10 protein-coding genes and 1 riboswitch are annotated in these 16,345 nt (G+C 73.4%); of the genes, 6 read left to right on the top strand and 4 right to left on the bottom strand.

Going from position 1 to position 16,345, the window contains the following annotated elements:
* Positions 1-2: 2 nt before the first annotated feature.
* Positions 3-172, bottom strand: a riboswitch (cyclic di-AMP (ydaO/yuaA leader).
* A gap of 246 nt (positions 173-418) precedes the next feature.
* Both pcrA and OHA55_RS19900 read left to right on the top strand, forming a co-directional pair.
* Positions 419-2,920, top strand: coding sequence for a DNA helicase PcrA (gene pcrA, locus OHA55_RS19895; RefSeq protein ID WP_266708195.1), 2,502 nt, complete (start codon positions 419-421; stop codon positions 2,918-2,920).
* Positions 2,921-3,100: 180 nt separating this feature from the next.
* The gene (locus OHA55_RS19900; RefSeq protein ID WP_266708197.1) at positions 3,101-3,784 is read left to right on the top strand and encodes an alpha/beta fold hydrolase; all 684 of its coding nucleotides are present in this window, start codon (positions 3,101-3,103) and stop codon (positions 3,782-3,784) included.
* A 233-nt stretch (positions 3,785-4,017) separates the two neighbouring features.
* Here the strand turns inward: OHA55_RS19900 and OHA55_RS19905 are convergent, their stop codons facing one another.
* Positions 4,018-5,901, bottom strand: a complete 1,884-nt coding sequence (locus tag OHA55_RS19905) for a peptidoglycan DD-metalloendopeptidase family protein (RefSeq protein WP_266708199.1) — start codon at positions 5,899-5,901, stop codon at positions 4,018-4,020.
* Between the two features lie 290 nt (positions 5,902-6,191).
* Here OHA55_RS19905 and OHA55_RS19910 point away from each other — a divergent pair, with 290 nt between their 5' ends.
* A complete protein-coding gene (locus tag OHA55_RS19910) occupies positions 6,192-7,049 on the top strand; it encodes a barstar family protein (RefSeq protein ID WP_266708201.1) in 858 nt (285 codons plus the stop codon).
* 36 nt (positions 7,050-7,085) lie between these two features.
* Here OHA55_RS19910 and OHA55_RS19915 read toward each other — a convergent pair whose 3' ends face one another.
* On the bottom strand, positions 7,086-7,997 hold the full coding sequence (locus OHA55_RS19915) for an alpha/beta fold hydrolase (protein ID WP_266708203.1): 912 nt from the start codon (positions 7,995-7,997) through the stop codon (positions 7,086-7,088).
* A gap of 650 nt (positions 7,998-8,647) precedes the next feature.
* Here OHA55_RS19915 and OHA55_RS19920 point away from each other — a divergent pair.
* The gene (locus tag OHA55_RS19920; RefSeq protein ID WP_266708205.1) at positions 8,648-9,061 is read left to right on the top strand and encodes a cobalamin B12-binding domain-containing protein; all 414 of its coding nucleotides are present in this window, start codon (positions 8,648-8,650) and stop codon (positions 9,059-9,061) included.
* A gap of 327 nt (positions 9,062-9,388) precedes the next feature.
* On the opposite strand, the gene OHA55_RS19925 is transcribed toward OHA55_RS19920, so the two are convergent.
* Both OHA55_RS19925 and OHA55_RS19930 read right to left on the bottom strand, forming a co-directional pair.
* On the bottom strand, positions 9,389-11,158 hold the full coding sequence (locus tag OHA55_RS19925) for a DUF5691 domain-containing protein (RefSeq protein WP_266708207.1): 1,770 nt from the start codon (positions 11,156-11,158) through the stop codon (positions 9,389-9,391).
* A gap of 242 nt (positions 11,159-11,400) precedes the next feature.
* Complete coding sequence (locus OHA55_RS19930; protein ID WP_266708209.1) at positions 11,401-12,630, bottom strand: SWIM zinc finger family protein; 1,230 nt, start codon at positions 12,628-12,630, stop codon at positions 11,401-11,403.
* On the opposite strand from OHA55_RS19930, the gene OHA55_RS19935 reads away from it, so the two are divergent.
* Positions 12,584-13,858, top strand: coding sequence for an AAA family ATPase (locus OHA55_RS19935; protein ID WP_266708211.1), 1,275 nt, complete (start codon positions 12,584-12,586; stop codon positions 13,856-13,858). The genes OHA55_RS19930 and OHA55_RS19935 overlap by 47 nt on opposite strands.
* The gene (locus OHA55_RS19940) at positions 13,855-16,344 is read left to right on the top strand and encodes a DUF5682 family protein (protein ID WP_266708213.1); all 2,490 of its coding nucleotides are present in this window, start codon (positions 13,855-13,857) and stop codon (positions 16,342-16,344) included. The genes OHA55_RS19935 and OHA55_RS19940 overlap by 4 nt, the downstream gene beginning before the upstream one ends.
* The last annotated feature ends 1 nt before the right edge of the window (position 16,345 follow it).

Raw genomic sequence — 16,345 nt, forward strand, 5'->3', positions numbered from 1 at the left:
GCATCTCCTTCCATGGTCCGCCTACCGGGTTAGCTGTCGGGTTCGGGCGCGGAAGGCTGCCCTACGGGCCTGTACCGAACGAACGGAGTACGGGCCCGATTCACCCCGGTGGGACGTGTGGGTCCCCGGTTCCGGACAGCCGGGGGCGGGCCGGATTCGGCGGGGGCGGCCCTGTGGCGCGGTTCGCCTGTCAGGGGATACGGGCCGCCCGGCTGAGCACGGTAGCCAAGCGGTGGGGCGGCTGGGAAGGGCGATGGCCGATATGCCCGATACATTTTCGTGACCTTGGCGACGGGGGTCCGCCAGGGACGATTCCTCTCGCGCGCCGCGTACGGTCCTTGACACCCGGTGACGGTGGCCGTGGAGACTCCGCAAGGCCGCCCGGAGTGTCGTCACGGGCATCTAAACTCGACAAGCGATGAGCAGCCTCTTTGACGACAGTTTCCTGACCGGCCTCCAGCCCGTGGAGGAGGGGCCCCCGCCGCCTCCCGAGGACCACGCGCCCGAGGAGGAGGCCGAGGGCCTCTTCGGAGGCATCTACGACGCACCCCCGCCGCCCAGGGACGGGTACTACCGCGACGGCGCCCCGCGCCCGGTCATCGACTCCGCGGCGCTGCTCGACGGGCTCAACACCGAGCAGCGCGCCGCCGTCGTGCACGCCGGGTCCCCGCTGCTCATCGTCGCGGGCGCGGGCTCCGGCAAGACCCGGGTGCTCACCCACCGCATCGCCCACCTGCTGGCCGAACGCGGCGTGCACCCCGGGCAGATCCTGGCGATCACCTTCACCAACAAGGCCGCCGGCGAGATGAAGGAGCGGGTCGAGCAGCTCGTCGGACCCCGCGCCAACGCCATGTGGGTCATGACCTTCCACAGTGCGTGCGTGCGCATCCTGCGCCGCGAGTCGAAGCGGCTCGGCTTCACCTCGTCGTTCTCGATCTACGACGCGGCCGACTCCAAGCGGCTCATGGCCCTGGTCTGCCGCGACCTGGACCTGGACCCCAAGCGCTACCCGCCGAAGTCCTTCACCGCCAAGGTCTCCAACCTCAAGAACGAGCTCATCGACGAGGAGACCTTCGCCGGGCAGGCCGCCGACGGCTTCGAGAAGACGCTCGCCCAGGCGTACGCGCTCTACCAGGCGCGGCTGCGCGAGGCCAACGCCCTCGACTTCGACGACATCATCATGACGACGGTCCACCTGCTCCAGGCGTTCCCCGACGTCGCCGAGCACTACCGCCGCCGCTTCCGGCATGTTTTGGTCGACGAGTACCAGGACACCAACCACGCCCAGTACACCCTGGTGCGCGAGCTGGTCGGACCTGCGGGCGAACACGACGCCCCCGGCGAGCTCTGCGTCGTCGGCGACGCGGACCAGTCGATCTACGCCTTCCGCGGCGCGACGATCCGTAACATCCTCCAGTTCGAAGAGGACTACCCGAACGCGACCACGATCCTCCTGGAGCAGAACTACCGCTCCACGCAGACGATCCTCTCGGCCGCCAACGCCGTCATCGAACGCAACGAGAGCCGCCGCCCCAAGAACCTCTGGACCAACGCCGGAACCGGCACCCGCATCGCCGGGTACGTCGCCGACACCGAGCACGACGAGGCGCAGTTCGTCGCCGACGAGATCGACCGGCTCACCGACGCCGGCGACGCCAAGGCCGGCGACGTCGCGGTCTTCTACCGCACCAACGCCCAGTCCCGTGTCTTTGAAGAGATCTTCATCCGCGTCGGCCTGCCCTACAAGGTCGTCGGCGGCGTCCGCTTCTACGAGCGCAAGGAGGTCCGGGACATCCTGGCCTACCTCCGGGTGCTCGCCAACCCCGAGGACTCCGTCCCGCTGCGCCGCATCCTCAACGTGCCCAAGCGCGGTATCGGCGACCGGGCCGAGGCGATGATCGACGCCCTCTCGCAGCGCGAGAAGATCTCCTTCGCCCAGGCGCTGCGCCGCGTCGACGAGGCGTACGGCATGGCGGCACGCTCCACGAACGCGGTGAAGCGGTTCAACACGCTGATGGAGGAACTGCGCACCGTCGTGGAGTCCGGCGCCGGTCCCGCGGTCGTGCTGGAAGCCGTCATGGAACGCACCGGCTACCTCGCAGAACTCCAGGCGTCCACCGACCCGCAGGACGAGACCCGCATCGAGAACCTCCAGGAACTCGCCGCCGTAGCCCTTGAGTTCGAGCAGGACCAGGCCCGTGCGGCGGCGGAACCGGACGAGGGGGCCGCGGCAGACGCGGATGCCGGCGCCGAAGCGGAGGCGGCCGGTGTGTCCGGGACGCTCGCGGAGTTCCTGGAGAAGGTGGCCCTGGTCGCCGACTCCGACCAGATCCCCGACGAGGACGAGGACGGCTCCGGCGTCATCACGCTGATGACCCTGCACACCGCCAAGGGCCTGGAGTTCCCGGTCGTCTTCCTCACCGGCATGGAAGACGGCGTCTTCCCGCACATGCGGGCGCTCGGCCAGGTCAAGGAGCTGGAAGAGGAGCGCCGCCTCGCGTACGTCGGGATCACCCGCGCCCGCGAGCGCCTCTACCTCACCCGCGCGTCGATGCGGAGCGCCTGGGGCCAGCCCTCGTACAACCCGCCGTCGCGGTTCCTGGAGGAGATCCCGGACCAGCATCTGGAGTGGAAGCGGAAGGGGCCGATGGCCGCCTCGGCCGGACCCACCTCGGGGATCACCTCGTCGCTCTCCTCCTCCCGTGCCCGCTCCGGCCCCTCCGGCTTCGCCACCCGGCGCACCGGCGACAAGCCGGTGGTCACGCTGGTGGTCGGGGACCGGGTCACGCACGACCAGTTCGGGCTCGGCACGGTGACCGCCGTGGACGGCTTCGGCGACCAGGCGAAGGCCACCGTCGACTTCGGCGACGAGCGGCCCAAGAAGCTGCTGCTGCGGTACGCCCCCGTCGAGAAGTTGTAGGAACCGGCGCCGCAGTCGGCCGGGGCTCCGGCAGGGTTCCTCGGCCGGGGTTCCGTGCGGGGTTGCCCGGCCGAAGTTCCGGCAGGGCTCGTCGGCCGGGGTGAGCGGGAGGCCGTTGTCAGAGCCTCCCGCTAGCGTGTCGGCGGCAGCCAGCTCCGACTCCTCTCCGGGAGAACAACCGTGGACATCCTGCTCATCGCCGGCCTGTGGCTCGACGGATCCGCGTGGGACGACGTCGTGCCCGAACTCACGGCACTCGGCCACCGTCCCGTGCCGCTCGTCCTCCCCGGCCAGGGGGACGGCAACACCCTCGCCACGCTCGACGACCAGCTTGCGGCCGTGCTCGCGGCCGTCGACGCGGCGCCCGGGAAGCCCCTGGTGGTGGGGCACTCCGCCGCGTCGACCCTGGCCTGGCTGGCCGCCGACGCGCGACCGGAGAAGGTGGCCGGGGTCGCCCTGATCGGCGGCTTTCCCGCCGCCGACGGGCGGGCCTACGCCGATTTCTTCGCGATCGAGGGCGGCGTCATGCCCTTCCCGGGCTGGGGCCCCTTCGAGGGAGCGGACTCCGCCGACCTGGACCAGGAGGCCCGCCACCGCTTCGCGTCCGCAGCCGTCCCCGTCCCCGAGGGGGTCGCCAGGGGAGCCGTGCGCCTGACCGACGAGCGCCGTTTCGACGTTCCCGTCGTGGTCGTCTGTCCCGAGTTCACCCCCTCGCAGGCCAAGGAGTGGATCGCCGCCGGCGAGAGCGCCGACCTCGCCCGCGTCTCCCGCCTCGAGTACGTGGACCTCGACTCGGGCCACTGGCCGATGGTCACGCGTCCCCGCGAGCTGGCCCGCGTCCTGGCGGAGGCCGCGAGCGCCTAAGGGCTGTCCCGTAATCCCTGGTGGGTGCGCGACGACCGCTACGGCACCTCGCCGCGTTGTCGGAACGTCCACATACATCCAGTATGCGGACGCTCCTCCGCCTTGCGATGCACCGCATCTGACGCCGCGCACTGATCCACCACGGATTACGGGACCCCTTAGGCCGTGTCTGACGCGGACGTACGGGAGGGCCGGGTCCTGACGACCCGGCCCTTTCGTGAAATCCCTTGCGGCTACTGCGGGTTGAGCCCGTGGCTCGCCAGCCAGGGCAGCGGGTTGACCGCGGCGCCGCCGCCGGGGCGCACCTCGAAGTGCAGGTGCGGACCGGTGGAGTTGCCGGAGTTGCCGGAGTACGCGATCACGTCGCCGGCCTTCACCGAACCCGAGCGGATCTTGGTGCTGCTCAGATGGCAGTACCAGGTCTCGGTGCCGTCCTCCATGGTCACGATCGCCATGTTGCCGTAGGCGCTGTTCCACTGGGTGCGTACGGTTCCGTCGGTCGCGGCCATCACCGGAGTCCCGTACTGCACGGGGAAGTCGATGCCGGTGTGCACGGACATCCAGTTGACGCCGGCCTGGCCGAAGTAGGCGCTGAGCCCGTGCTGGGCGACGGGGAGCAGGTACTTGGGGCGGGCGGCCTCCTTGCGGGCGGCCTCCTCCTCGCGCTTCTTCTTGTCGGCGGCCTGCCGCTCCTTGAGGTCGATGCGCTCCTGCGTACGGCTGGCCCGGTCCCGGAAGTCCTCACCGGCGGCGCTGACCCCGGCGAGCTGGGTGTCCAGCTTGGTGTTGGACGCGAGCGCCTTGACGCCGGCCGTGTCGGCGGCGGCCATCGTCGTCGTGTCGTCCTTGGTCTCCTCGGTGCCCCCGAGTCCGCCGACCGACGCCGCCGCGATCCCCGCGACACCCATCACGCAGGCGGACGGGACCGCGATCGTCAACAGCGCGGACCGCTTGGCGGGCGTACGCCGGCGGGCACGGTTCCGGGCGGCGGACCGGCCCTCCGGCCGGCCTTCGGAGTGCACCTCGGGCTGGTACGGGTCGGGCCAGGTGTCCGGGAGGCCGGACGGTTCACCGGACTCCGGTGCGGGTGAGGGGTCCTCGGCGGAGTCGGACACCTCCGGCCCGTCCGTCGCGTGTTCGGGCGCCTGGTGTTCGGCGTTCTGGTGTTCGGGCACCTGGTGTTCGGGCACCGCCTCGTGATGCTCGGCGGGCGCGTAGGACATCTGTTCCGGGACGTACGCGGTCGCCCCGGGCGTGGCGTCGGGGTCCGACGCGGTGTTCCAGGCGGTCGCGTCGTAGGCGCCGGTGTCGTACGCGCCGGTGGCGAAGGCGGTGGGTGCCGCGTAGGCCGGAGTGCCGGAGGCGGGGGTGTCGTAGCCGGGGCTGTCGTAGCCGGTGGTGGCGCCGTAGCCGTCCGCCGCCTCGAAGGCGCGGGTGTCGAAGACGCCGGTGGTGTCGTGGTGCCCGATGTCGTACGCGCCGGTGCTGTGGGTCCCGTTTTCGAAGATGCCGGTCCCGTAGATGCCGGTGTCGTAGGCACCGGTCGTGTGGGCGGTGGGCCCGTAGCGGGTGTCGTCGGTCCCGTAGGCGGAGGGGGCTGCGGCGTATCCCGCCGTGTCGTACCCGCCCTGGGCCTCGTACGTGCCGGTGACCGGCGCGGCGGCCTGGTACGTCCCCGTCTCGGACAGGGATGACTCGAAGGTGGTGGTGGGGAAGGCGCCGGTGTCGGTGAAGGACCACTGCCCGGTCGTCGTGTGGGTCGCGGCCTGCTGCCAGGCGCTGGAGTCCCACTGCCCGGTCTCGTCGGGTGCGCCGGCCGACCTGCTGCCGGTGGTGTCGTACGCGTGCTGGTGCGCGGCCAGGGACTCCGCCGCGTAGGCGTCGTACGCGCCGCCGCTCTCCCAGGAGGAGCCGGTGGCGTAGGTGGTGTCCTGACCGGGATACGCGCCGTGGTGGGCGGCGGCCGTGGGGCCCGCCGCGAAATCGCTGTCGTATCCGGAACCGGGAGCGACGCCGTGCTCGCCGGGGAGCGTCCCGTAGAGCGGACCGGCGGGGTAACTGCCGGTCTGTGACGTGTCGTATCCGGCGTACCCGGCGTGGGTGTGCTGGTCGTTCACCAACTTCTCTCTCGCCTCGGCAGCAGGACCAGTCCGGAGTTCAGTGGGGAGAGCCCCGGGAAGCAGTGGCCGCGACTGTACCTGTCGGTGTGTGACGGCCACAATCTTCGGAAGGGTTTGGTCTCGGGGGAAGCGGGCATTCGGGCGCCTTTCGGCGGAGCCGAGACCTGTTGTTGGCGTTACGTTCGAGGAATCCGTTCTTATTTCCGCCGTACGTGATGACGGAACGTAGTCACGACGGTTGACGCGGTGGGGGAACGGTGCACGATCGGCACGGAGGGGGAGATTCGGTGTACGGGCCAACCAGAGGTGGCGAAGGCTGGGGATACGCCCTCAGGTCCGACGAGGACGAGGCCGACTTCTGGGGTTTCGCGCGCGGCGCGGAGGGGCTGTTCACGCCGCTCGGCGGGGACACGGAGAACACCGAGGGGGACGCGGCCGAAGAAGACGTCGACACGGGACGGCGACGGGTGCTCCTCACCGGCTGCCGCCCGGAGGGCGGCCTGCTGAAGGCGGCCGGCCGCATCGGTGGCCGACGTGCCGAGGCGGGGAACGCCCATCTCCGCGTACTCGACCCGGAGGGCGTCACCATGGGGGCCTACTTCGTCGGCGGCGTGACCGCCGTCGGTGCCCGGCCCTCCGCTCACGGGACCGGGCTGGTCGACCTCACGGTCGACCTGTGGTGCGACAACGCCTTGCCCGGATCGGAAGCGGCGTGGGACCTGGTCCGGGCCGGGGGGCCGGACCGTACAGGCCTGTGGCGCGGGCTCTCCACCGACGAGCAATGGACCTGGCTCTCCGTGGCGTTGTGGTCCCACGAGTACCACCGGCGGGGGAAACCCGAGCCCGAGGCCCGTTCCGGGCGGACGGTCACCGTGGACGGCCGGTACACCGTCGACCGGAACAGCTTCTTCTGCGCGATCGGGGAGGCGGTCAACGGGCCCGGCGGCTACTTCGGCTGGAACCTGGACGCGTTGGACGACTGCTTGATCGGCGGTTGGGGCGCCGCGCGCGGGTACACCCTCGAGTGGGTGAACTCGGCGGAAGCCCGGGCGCGGTTGGTGGAGCCGACGGGCTCGGGCGCCCCGCTCTTCGACGTGATCCTGGAGATCTTCGAGGAGCGGGGCGTCAGCGTCGTCCTCAGGTGACCGGCGATCCCGGGCCCGGATCTCCCTGTGCCACGGTCACGCCACGGTGGTGCCGCTCGCGGTGCCGGTGTGCGCCGGCGGGCCACCGGCGGACGGGAGCGGGATGCCGCCCGCCGCGTCGAGCTCCTGACGGATGCGGGCGGCGACGGCCGGGTGCACGGGGAGCGCGAGGTGGCCGATGCCCGTGACGCGTACGTTCTCCGCGTCGAGATCCGGGTGGTCGATGCACGCGGTGCGTACCGGGACCATCACCCGGTCCAGTTCGCTCCAGAACGAGACGAAATGTGTCCGGCACCCCGGCGCGGGGGTGCGCAGCTCCTCGATGAAGTCGGAGCCCGCGCGCATCTGGCGCACGATCGGGTGGGCGCTCGCCAGGGGCGCGACGGCGGTGCCGCCGTGCGGGGTGCCGAGCGTGACCAGGACGCGTACCCGGTGGTCACCGCCGAGGCACTGTACGTAGTACCGGGCGATCAGTCCCCCCAGGCTGTGCCCCACGATGTCCACCCGCTGGTGCCCGGTGCGCTCGCAGATCTCCTCGACGTGCCGCCCCAGCAGTTCGGCGGCCGCACGGATGTCGCAGGTCAGCGGGGAGTAGTTGAGCGACTCCAGATGGCGCCTGCCGTGCCGGGCGAGGGACCGGCGGAGCAGCACGAAGACGGAGCGGTTGTCGATGAACCCGTGCAGCAGTACCACCGGCGGCCGGTCGTCCTCGCGGGGAGGGGGCAGCGCCGCGACACCCGAGGGCAGCGCGTCGAGATCCTGCTCGATACCGGGGGTGGCTTTGCGGCGCTCCGGGGTGAGTCCGGTCGGGTAGAAGAGCACGTGTCCGGCGAGGATCGCCAGATCCAGTGCGGTGGCTCTGAGCAGCGCAGAAGAATCGCGCAGGCCGCTCGGTGACGGCAGGCGCAGCAGACGCGGCAGCAGGGTGAGCATCGAGAGCAGATTCATGGCCGACCTCCTGCACCGGCACGCGCGAACGGCTTCGGTCCCGCGCGCCTTCAGGGGGTGCCGTCGTGAGGTCACTGCCGGCCGGTCGACCGGCATTCGTGTCACCGGACTCCGTGCCGGCCGGACTCCGTGTCGGACGGTGGCGGTTTGTGGCCGGGCGCTGTGCCGGCCGGTGCCCACAGCTGCCGTGTCCCGCACTGCTCGGAGCCGTGTCGCTTCGTTCCGTGAGCGGCCCGGACCGGGTCCCGACGGCCGGTATCTCCGGCCCGCCGGCCGTCCGCTCCCCCGGCAGCCCTGCTACGGCTGCCGGAGGACCGGACGGTCGCGGGGGCCTCACCTCCGCGCCGTGCGGCTGACGGCGCGGGTGTGCGGCGACCTCTGGCGGCTCCCCAGTACGGCCGTCCCCGGGTGGCGGGTGTGCGCCTCCCGATGCGGGGGCGGGCGTATGGCGAACATGTCCCACAGGGAGATTTCCCCCCTCACGTCCTTCACGAAACAGGGCGCGACGGGGAAGGATGCTGAAGATAACGTTCGTTCACATCCGTGGGGTCGTCGGGAGCGGGACACGGCGCGGGCCGCGGCGCGGATCGCGGCGGTTCTCCGCGGCGGAGCGGGCGACCGGCGGTGCGGGAGACCAGGTGGAGGCAGTGATGGGTGTGTCCGGTCCGATTCGTGTAGTGGTGGCCAAGCCGGGGCTCGACGGCCACGACCGGGGGGCCAAGGTGATCGCGCGGGCGCTGCGGGACGCCGGTATGGAGGTCATCTACACCGGTCTCCACCAGACCCCTGAGCAGATCGTGGACACCGCCATCCAGGAGGACGCCGACGCGATCGGTCTCTCGATCCTCTCCGGTGCCCACAACACCTTGTTCGCCAAGGTGATCGACTTGCTCAAGGAGCGGGAGGCCGAGGACATCAAGGTCTTCGGCGGCGGGATCATCCCGGAGGAGGACATCCCACCGCTCAAGAAGCTCGGGGTGGCCGAGATCTTCACCCCGGGAGCGACCACCACCGCGATCGTCGACTGGGTCAACGCGAACGTCCGGCACCCCGCGGACGCCTGATCCGGGTGGAGCGAAGCACCTGTGACGGGCTCGGTGACCGGGTTGCCCGGTGACCCGGTGACCCGGTGACCCGGTGACCCGGTGACCCGGTGACCCGGTGACCCGGTGACCCGGTGACCCGGTGACTCGGTGTACTGGCGGCCTGGCGGCCTGGCGGCCCGGCGGCCCGGTGACCGGGTGTGACGTGTGGGGATCCGAGGCGGGTGACCCCCGATGATCGAAGCGGGCGGGGTTCGGGTTGCGGGGCGGTGGCGTTCGGGTCGCCGATGCGGGGGCGGGTGGCGTTCGGGTCGCCGATGCGGGCCGCACCCGGTCCACCACCGTGCGTCAGGCGCCGACCTCCGCCAGTTCGGCTTCCATGGCCGCGCGCAGGCGGAGGGTGGAGACCAGCCTCTGGAAGGCCTCGGACCAGTAGCCGCCCGCGCCGGGGGAGGCGTCCTCGCGTTCGTCCCCCGTGGTGGTGAGGACCTCCAGCCGGTCGGCCTCGCCGGGATCGAGGCAGCGCTCGGCCAGCCCCATGACTCCGCTGAAGCTCCAGGGGTAACTGCCCGCATCCCGGGCGATGTCGAGAGCGTCCACGACCGCTCGCCCGAGCGGGGCCGCCCACGGCACCGCGCACACACCCAGCAGTTGGAACGCCTCGGACAGGCCGTGGGCCGCTATGAAGTCGGCGGCCCAGACGGCGCGTTCCTCCCGGGGGAGGGTCGCGAGGAGCTTGGACCGCTCCGCCGGCGAGTCCGTCCCGGTGGTGTCCGACGGGGGCGCGGTGGGAACCCCGAGCAACGCCCGCGCCCACTCCCCGTCCCGCTGCCGAACGGCGGCGCGGCACCAGGCGGCGTGCAGATCCGCGGCCCAGTCGTCGCCCACCGGCAGCCCGACCACCTCCCGCGCCGTGCGTCCGCCGAGCTTCGCGGACCAGGTCGCGAGCGGCGTCGACTCGATCAACTGGCCGAACCACCAAGACCGTTCGCCCTTCCCTGCCGGTGGTACCGCGACCACGCCGTCCCGCTGCATCGCCGCGTCGCACTCGTACGGTGCCTCTATCAGCAGGGAGGGTCCGTCGGGGTTCGGTGAGGGGCCGCCGGACCTGCGGTCCAGGACGACGCAGGAGGCCGCACGGGCGGCCATCCGGCGGCCCAACGCCGTGTCGGGCAGGGTGGAGAGGAGCTCCGCGGCGGTGGCGCGGACATTGCGGCTGCGGTCGTCGAGCGCCTCCTCCAGGAAGTCCTCGTCGGCTCCGGAGAGCCTGGCGCGGAGGGTGTCCAGGAACATCAGCCGGTCCTCGGCGCGCTCGGCGGACCAGGTGCCGGCGAGCAGGTCCCGCGCGGCCTCCGGATCGCGGAGCCGTACGGCACTGAGCAGCGCGATCCGCTCCGTGAACAGCCCCTCCTCCCAGAGTTCGCGCACCGCGTCCGCGTCGGCGCCACCGCCGGGGCCTCCCCGGAGAGCGGCCTGCGGGGCGCCGTCGCGCAGGGCGAACCGCCAGTCCGGGTTCAGGCCGGCCAGCCAGCGACCGCGCTGTCCGGCGAAGGTCAACGCGTGCGGACGCAGATCCGTGCGGGCCCGCGCCGCGTCCAGCAAGGACGGGAGCAGCGCCGCGGGGGCGCGGTAACCATGGCGGTTGGCGGCGGCCAGCCACTGCGGGATCAGCTCCGTCAGGTCGGGGGCCGTGCCCCGCCTGCCGCTGGGGGAACCGCCCGTCCGGTCCGCGAGAAGTTGCGCGAGCCGACGGCGGGCCGCCTCGGGCAGCGGCGGACGGGGGTCCTCGGGGGCCCGGTCGGGGAGAGTCCCGGCCGCTGCGGGGCGCAGCCCAGCCCGCCGGCGCACGGCGTGCACCGCCGCCGCGTCCAGCAGGGCGGCCGGACTGCCGCAGGTGCCGTCCGGCGAGGTGGCGGGGCGGCGGTCCGTACCGAGGAGGGCCCGGGTGACCAACTCGTCCCACTGCTCGTCCCACTGCTGGGGCTGGGGCTGGGGCTGGGGCTGGGGCTGTGGACGGTCGGCCGGGCCCCGGTCGGCCGCGAAGTCCGGCGCGGTGGCGTGGTGGTGGTCGTGATCCGGGCAACCTGGTGCGGAAGACGGCGGGTTCGTGGCGGTCATGGTTCACCTCCGGCAGACGGGAACGCGGGTGGGTGGGCGGGAAGAGCGGCGCCGGGTGGGCGGGAAGAGCGGCGTCGGGTGGGCGAGGAGAGCGGCGTCGGGTGGGCGGGGAGAGCGGCGCCGGGGTCGGCAGAGTGGGGTGACGGGGCTGGGGCGGGCGAGGCGCGGTGACGGAGAGGTCCGGGCGGTCCCGGCTCCGGCCGCCCGGGCCGGGCGGGCCAGGTCCGGCAGTGCGGGCAGGGTCAGGCCAGGGCGACGGTCTCGACCGGGCCCTCCCCGCCCGCGTGTCCGCCACCCTCTCCGGCGGACCACGCCGTCAGAGGGGCGAAGCCGCGCGGGCCCAGCTCGCCGAAGACCGTGACCGGCCCGCCGCCCGACAGTGCGGCCAGCCGCCAGAGCCCCGGCCGGGAACGGGGGTCCCCCGCTATCGGCAGGGCGGTCCCGGTCCTCTCGTCGGCGAGCTGCCAGCGGCCGGCGGAGGGGACCGGTATCACCGTGCCCAGCACCGCCGGATGCCTCTCCGCCCAGGGGTCTTCGCCCAGCGCCCTGCCGTATCCGGCGAGGGCCTCGGCGGGGGAGACGCCCGGCGGCGGGGCGGCGGCGGGATCCGGGGTGCCGAACACCGCCCCCGGCTCGGCCCGGTGCCCCGCACCCGGATGCGGCGTCAGCTCCGCCTCCAGCACCGTGCCCACGGGCAGGGACCGCTCCGGGGCGCGTCCCCCCGCTCCGTAGGAGAGCAGCACCAGCGTGCGGCCCGAGTCCTCTCCGTACAGCCAGATACGGCGAGTGACGATCTTGCCGTCCGGGGTGTCGTACTGGGCGAGCACCTGCCAGCGGTCGCGCACCGGCCGGCCGTCCGCGGCGGAGGACAGTCCCACCCGGGTGCGGACCGTCGCCAGCAGGGATGGTGGCAGCCGATCGCGGTCGAGCCAGGCGGTGTTGAGCAGATGGAGCAAGCCGCACTCCTCCAGCATCCGCGCGGGCCACCCCGCCCCGGACGCGGGCAGCGCGCCCAACTCGCGGACCCGGGATGCCAGTCCGGGGGCCTGCGCGTCGACCATCCGGGCGGCGGTCTCCTCCCAGTGGGTGCCGCCGGACTGTCCGGACACCGCGAGGCCGGAGCGCAGGAGGTCGGCGAGGCGCTCCTCCAACTCTCGTGCTCCATCGGCGATCCGGGCAGACCTCCGCTCGGCTCGCTTGCGCGCCGCCTCGGCGTCGGCCGGGGCGGCGGGTGCGCGTCCCGCCCGATCGGCGGTCCGCGCGGACTCTCCCTCATGAGACAGCAGCATGGCGACGACGTTAGGGCCTCCCACTGACAATCGCGCTGACCTGCGGTGACGGTGAGTGAGGGACCGATTGTCAGTGGCGTGGTGCACGGTGGTGACACATCGGACCGAGCGATGAGCGATCTGGAGGAGGGGGACCATGACCGGATACGAACGAGCCGGGAATCCGGCTGCCACCGGCCACACGCCGGACGCCGGACCGCAGGGCGCCGACGCTCGCGTGGGTGCGCTGCCGGACGGTGCATTGCGGGACGGTGCGTTGCGGGATGGTGCGACGCGGGACGGTGCGTTGCGGGACGGCGGGTCTGGGGACGGTGCGCCGCCCGACGCGGGGGTGCGGGCACTCCGGCCGCACGCCGAGGACGCGTTCGCCGACGAACTCAAGGCGCTGGCCGCCGCCGACGACCGCCCCAGGCCCGCCCGTTGGCGCCTCTCGCCGTGGGCCGTCGCCACCTATCTGCTCGGCGGGGCACTCCCGGACGGCACGGTGATCACCCCCAAGTACGTGGGCCCGCGCCGGCTCGTCGAGGTCGCCGTGTCCACCCTCGCCACCGATCGCGCCCTGCTGCTCCTCGGCGTCCCCGGCACCGCCAAGACCTGGGTTTCCGAGCACCTCGCGGCGGCCGTCAGCGGTGATTCGACCCTCCTCGTCCAGGGCACCGCAGGCACGCCCGAGGAAGCGATCCGGTACGGCTGGAACTACGCCCGGTTGCTCACCGACGGCCCGAGCCGCGCCGCTCTGGTGCCCGGCCCGGTGATGCGAGCCATGGCCGAGGGGCTGACCGCCCGGGTGGAGGAGCTGACCCGCATCCCGGCCGACGTGCAGGACTCGCTCATCACGATCCTCTCGGAGAAGACCCTGCCCGTCCCCGAGCTCGGCCAGGAGGTCCAGGCGGTCCGGGGGTTCAACCTCATCGCCACCGCCAACGACCGCGACCGGGGCGTCAACGAGCTGTCCAGCGCGCTCCGTCGGCGCTTCAACACCGTCGTGCTGCCGCTCCCGGCGACCCCCGAGGACGAGGTGGACATCGTCTCGCGCCGCGTCGATCAACTGGGCCGCGCCCTGGACCTGCCGGCCGCTCCCGAGGGTCTGACCGAGATACGGCGCGTGGTCACCGTCTTCCGGGAACTCCGCGACGGCGTCACCACCGACGGCCGCACCCGGGTCAAATCCCCCTCGGGCACGCTCTCCACCGCCGAGGCGATCTCCGTGGTCACCCACGGCCTCGCGCTCGCCGCCCACTTCGGCGACGGGACCCTGCGCCCGGGCGACGTCGCCGCCGGAATCCTCGGCGCGGTCGTCCGGGACCCCGCGGCGGACCGGGCCGTCTGGCAGGAGTATCTGGAGACCGTCGTACGCGAGCGGGACGGCTGGAAGGACTTCTACCGGGCCTGCCGCGAGGTCTCGCCATGACCTCGCCGCGCACGGCCCCGGCACCCCCGCCCCGGAAGGCCACCACTCGGCGCCCCAGGACTCCGGGGCCCCTGCTTCTGGGTGTGCGGCACCACGGCCCGGGGTCCGCGCGGGCCGTGCTCGCCGCGCTGGACGCGGTGCGGCCGCGCGCCGTGCTGGTCGAAGGGCCCCCGGAGGGCGACGCGTTGCTGCCGCTCGCCGCCGATCCGCAGATGCGCCCCCCGGTGGCTCTGCTCGCGCACGCCGAGGACGATCCGGGGCTCGCGTCGTTCTGGCCGATGGCGGAGTTCTCGCCCGAGTGGGTCGCGATCCGCTGGGCCCTCGCGCACGGGGCGGCCGTCCGCTTCATCGACCTGCCCGCCGCCCATTCGCTGGCCCTCGCGGCGGCGGCCCGTGGCGAGGAGCCCGGGGATACGGCCGGCCGGGGCGAGGAGCCCGGGGACACGGCGGGCCGGGGCGAGGAGCCCGGGGAGACCGAGCCCGCCCCGCCCGACCCGATCGCGGTGCTCGCCGAGGCCGCCGGTCACGACGACCCCGAGCGCTGGTGGGAGGACGTGGTGGAGCACCGGTCCGCCGCGTCCGGTGCCGACCCCGTCGCCCCGTTCACCGCGCTGGCCGAGGCGATGACGGCGCTGCGCGAGACGTACGGGGACGGCGGGCATCCCCACGACGACGTACGCGAGGCCTTCATGCGCATCCGGCTGCGGGCGGCACGCAAGGAGTTCGGCGACGAGGTCGCGGTCGTCTGCGGCGCCTGGCACGTGCCCGCCCTCGCCGCGCGAACGACCCTCACCGCCGACCGCTCCCTGGTGAAGGGACTCCCCAAGGTCCGGACCGGCATGACCTGGGTGCCCTGGACGCACCACCGGCTGGCCCGGCGCAGCGGATACGGCGCCGGGATCGAGGCCCCCGGCTGGTACGCCCACCTCTTCCACGCGCCGGACCGGCCCGTGGAGCGCTGGATGACGAAGGTCGCGGGCCTGCTCCGCGACCAGGACCGGTTCGTCTCCCCGGCCCACGTCATCGAGGCGGTACGGCTCGCCGGGACGCTCGCCGCCCTGCGCGGGCGCCCGCTCGCCGGGCTGGACGAGGCCACCGACGCGGTCCGGGCCGTCATGTGCGACGGGTCCGACGTGCCCCTCGCCCTCGTCCACGACGGACTCGTCGTCGGCGACACACTCGGCGAAGTCCCCGACGGCGCACCGGCCGTGCCGCTCCAACGGGACCTGACCCGGCAGCTGCGCACCCTGCGCCTGAAGCCGGAACCGTCCGACCGCGAGGTGGAGTTCGACCTCCGCCAGGACACCGACGCGGCGCGGAGCCGGCTCCTGCACCGGCTGCGCCTGCTCGCCGTGGACTGGGGCGAGCCCGTGGCCGGCCGGGGGAGCACCGGCACCTTCCGGGAGACCTGGCGGCTGCGGTGGGAACCGGAACTCTCGGTCCGGATCGCGGAGGCCGGCACCTGGGGCACCACGGTGCTCACCGCCGCCACCGCCAAGGCCGAGTCCGACGCGAGGGCGGCGACCACCCTCGGCGAGGTCACCGCCCTCGCCGAACACTGCCTCCTCGCCGGACTGCCCGGCGCGCTGCGGGTGGTGATGCGGGCCCTCGCGGACCGGGCCGCGCTCGACGCGGACGTGGCCCATCTCGCCGAAGCCCTCCCCGCGTTGGCCCGTTCACTGCGGTACGGGGACGTACGGGCCACGGACACCGCGGCCCTCGGCGAGGTCGCCACCGGGCTGGCGACCCGGATCTGCGTCGGGCTGCCCGCCGCCTGCACGGGCCTGGACGCCGACAGCGCGGAGGCGATGCGCCGCGCGGTGGACGAGGTGCACGGCGCGATCGCCCTCCTGGCAGCCCCGGACGGGCGGGTGGCCCCGGACGGGCCTGGAACGGGTGGGCTGCGGGGCCGTTGGGCGGCGGTGCTCCGCACACTGTCGGCCCGGGACACCGTCGCCGGGGTCGTCCGGGGCCGCGCCGCCCGGCTGCTGCTGGACGAGGGCCGGCTCGCGGACGACGAGGCGGCGCGGCTCATGGGCCTCGCCCTCTCGCCCGGCGCCCCGCCCCCGCAGGCCGCCGCGTGGATCGACGGCTTCGTCGGAGGAGCCTCCGGCGGCGGGATGCTCCTCGTGCACGACGAGCGCCTGCTCGCCCTCGTGGACGGCTGGCTGACCGGAGTACCCGACCACGCCTTCACGGACGTGCTGCCGCTGCTCCGGCGCACCTTCTCCGCGTACGAACCCGGCGTGCGGCGCACCCTGGGGGAGCTGGCCCGCCGGGGCCCGGCCACGGCCGGACGGGCCCGCGGGCCAGGGACCCCAGCGGCTCTGCCCGGCTTCGGCCCGGAGCTGGACGGGCCCCGCGCCGACTCCGTACTCCCGGTGCTGCGCCTGATCCTCGGCCCCGACCGGGTCCCGGAGCGCTCGGAGCCCGAGCCCGACCGGACCCGGCCGGCCCTCCCACGTACAGGAGTTGATCGACCGTGAC

Source organism: Streptomyces sp. NBC_00102, assembly GCF_026343115.1.
Lineage (GTDB): Bacteria > Actinomycetota > Actinomycetes > Streptomycetales > Streptomycetaceae > Streptomyces.

Excerpts from the sequence above, each read along its gene's own strand:
- pcrA (WP_266708195.1), top strand. The coding sequence starts at position 419 with ATGAGCAGCCTCTTTGACGACAGTTTCCTGACCGGCCTCCAGCCCGTG.
- OHA55_RS19915 (WP_266708203.1), bottom strand. The coding sequence starts at position 7,997 with ATGAATCTGCTCTCGATGCTCACCCTGCTGCCGCGTCTGCTGCGCCTG.
- OHA55_RS19920 (WP_266708205.1), top strand. The coding sequence starts at position 8,648 with ATGGGTGTGTCCGGTCCGATTCGTGTAGTGGTGGCCAAGCCGGGGCTC.
- OHA55_RS19925 (WP_266708207.1), bottom strand. The coding sequence starts at position 11,158 with ATGACCGCCACGAACCCGCCGTCTTCCGCACCAGGTTGCCCGGATCAC.
- OHA55_RS19935 (WP_266708211.1), top strand. The coding sequence starts at position 12,584 with ATGACCGGATACGAACGAGCCGGGAATCCGGCTGCCACCGGCCACACG.
- OHA55_RS19940 (WP_266708213.1), top strand. The coding sequence starts at position 13,855 with ATGACCTCGCCGCGCACGGCCCCGGCACCCCCGCCCCGGAAGGCCACC.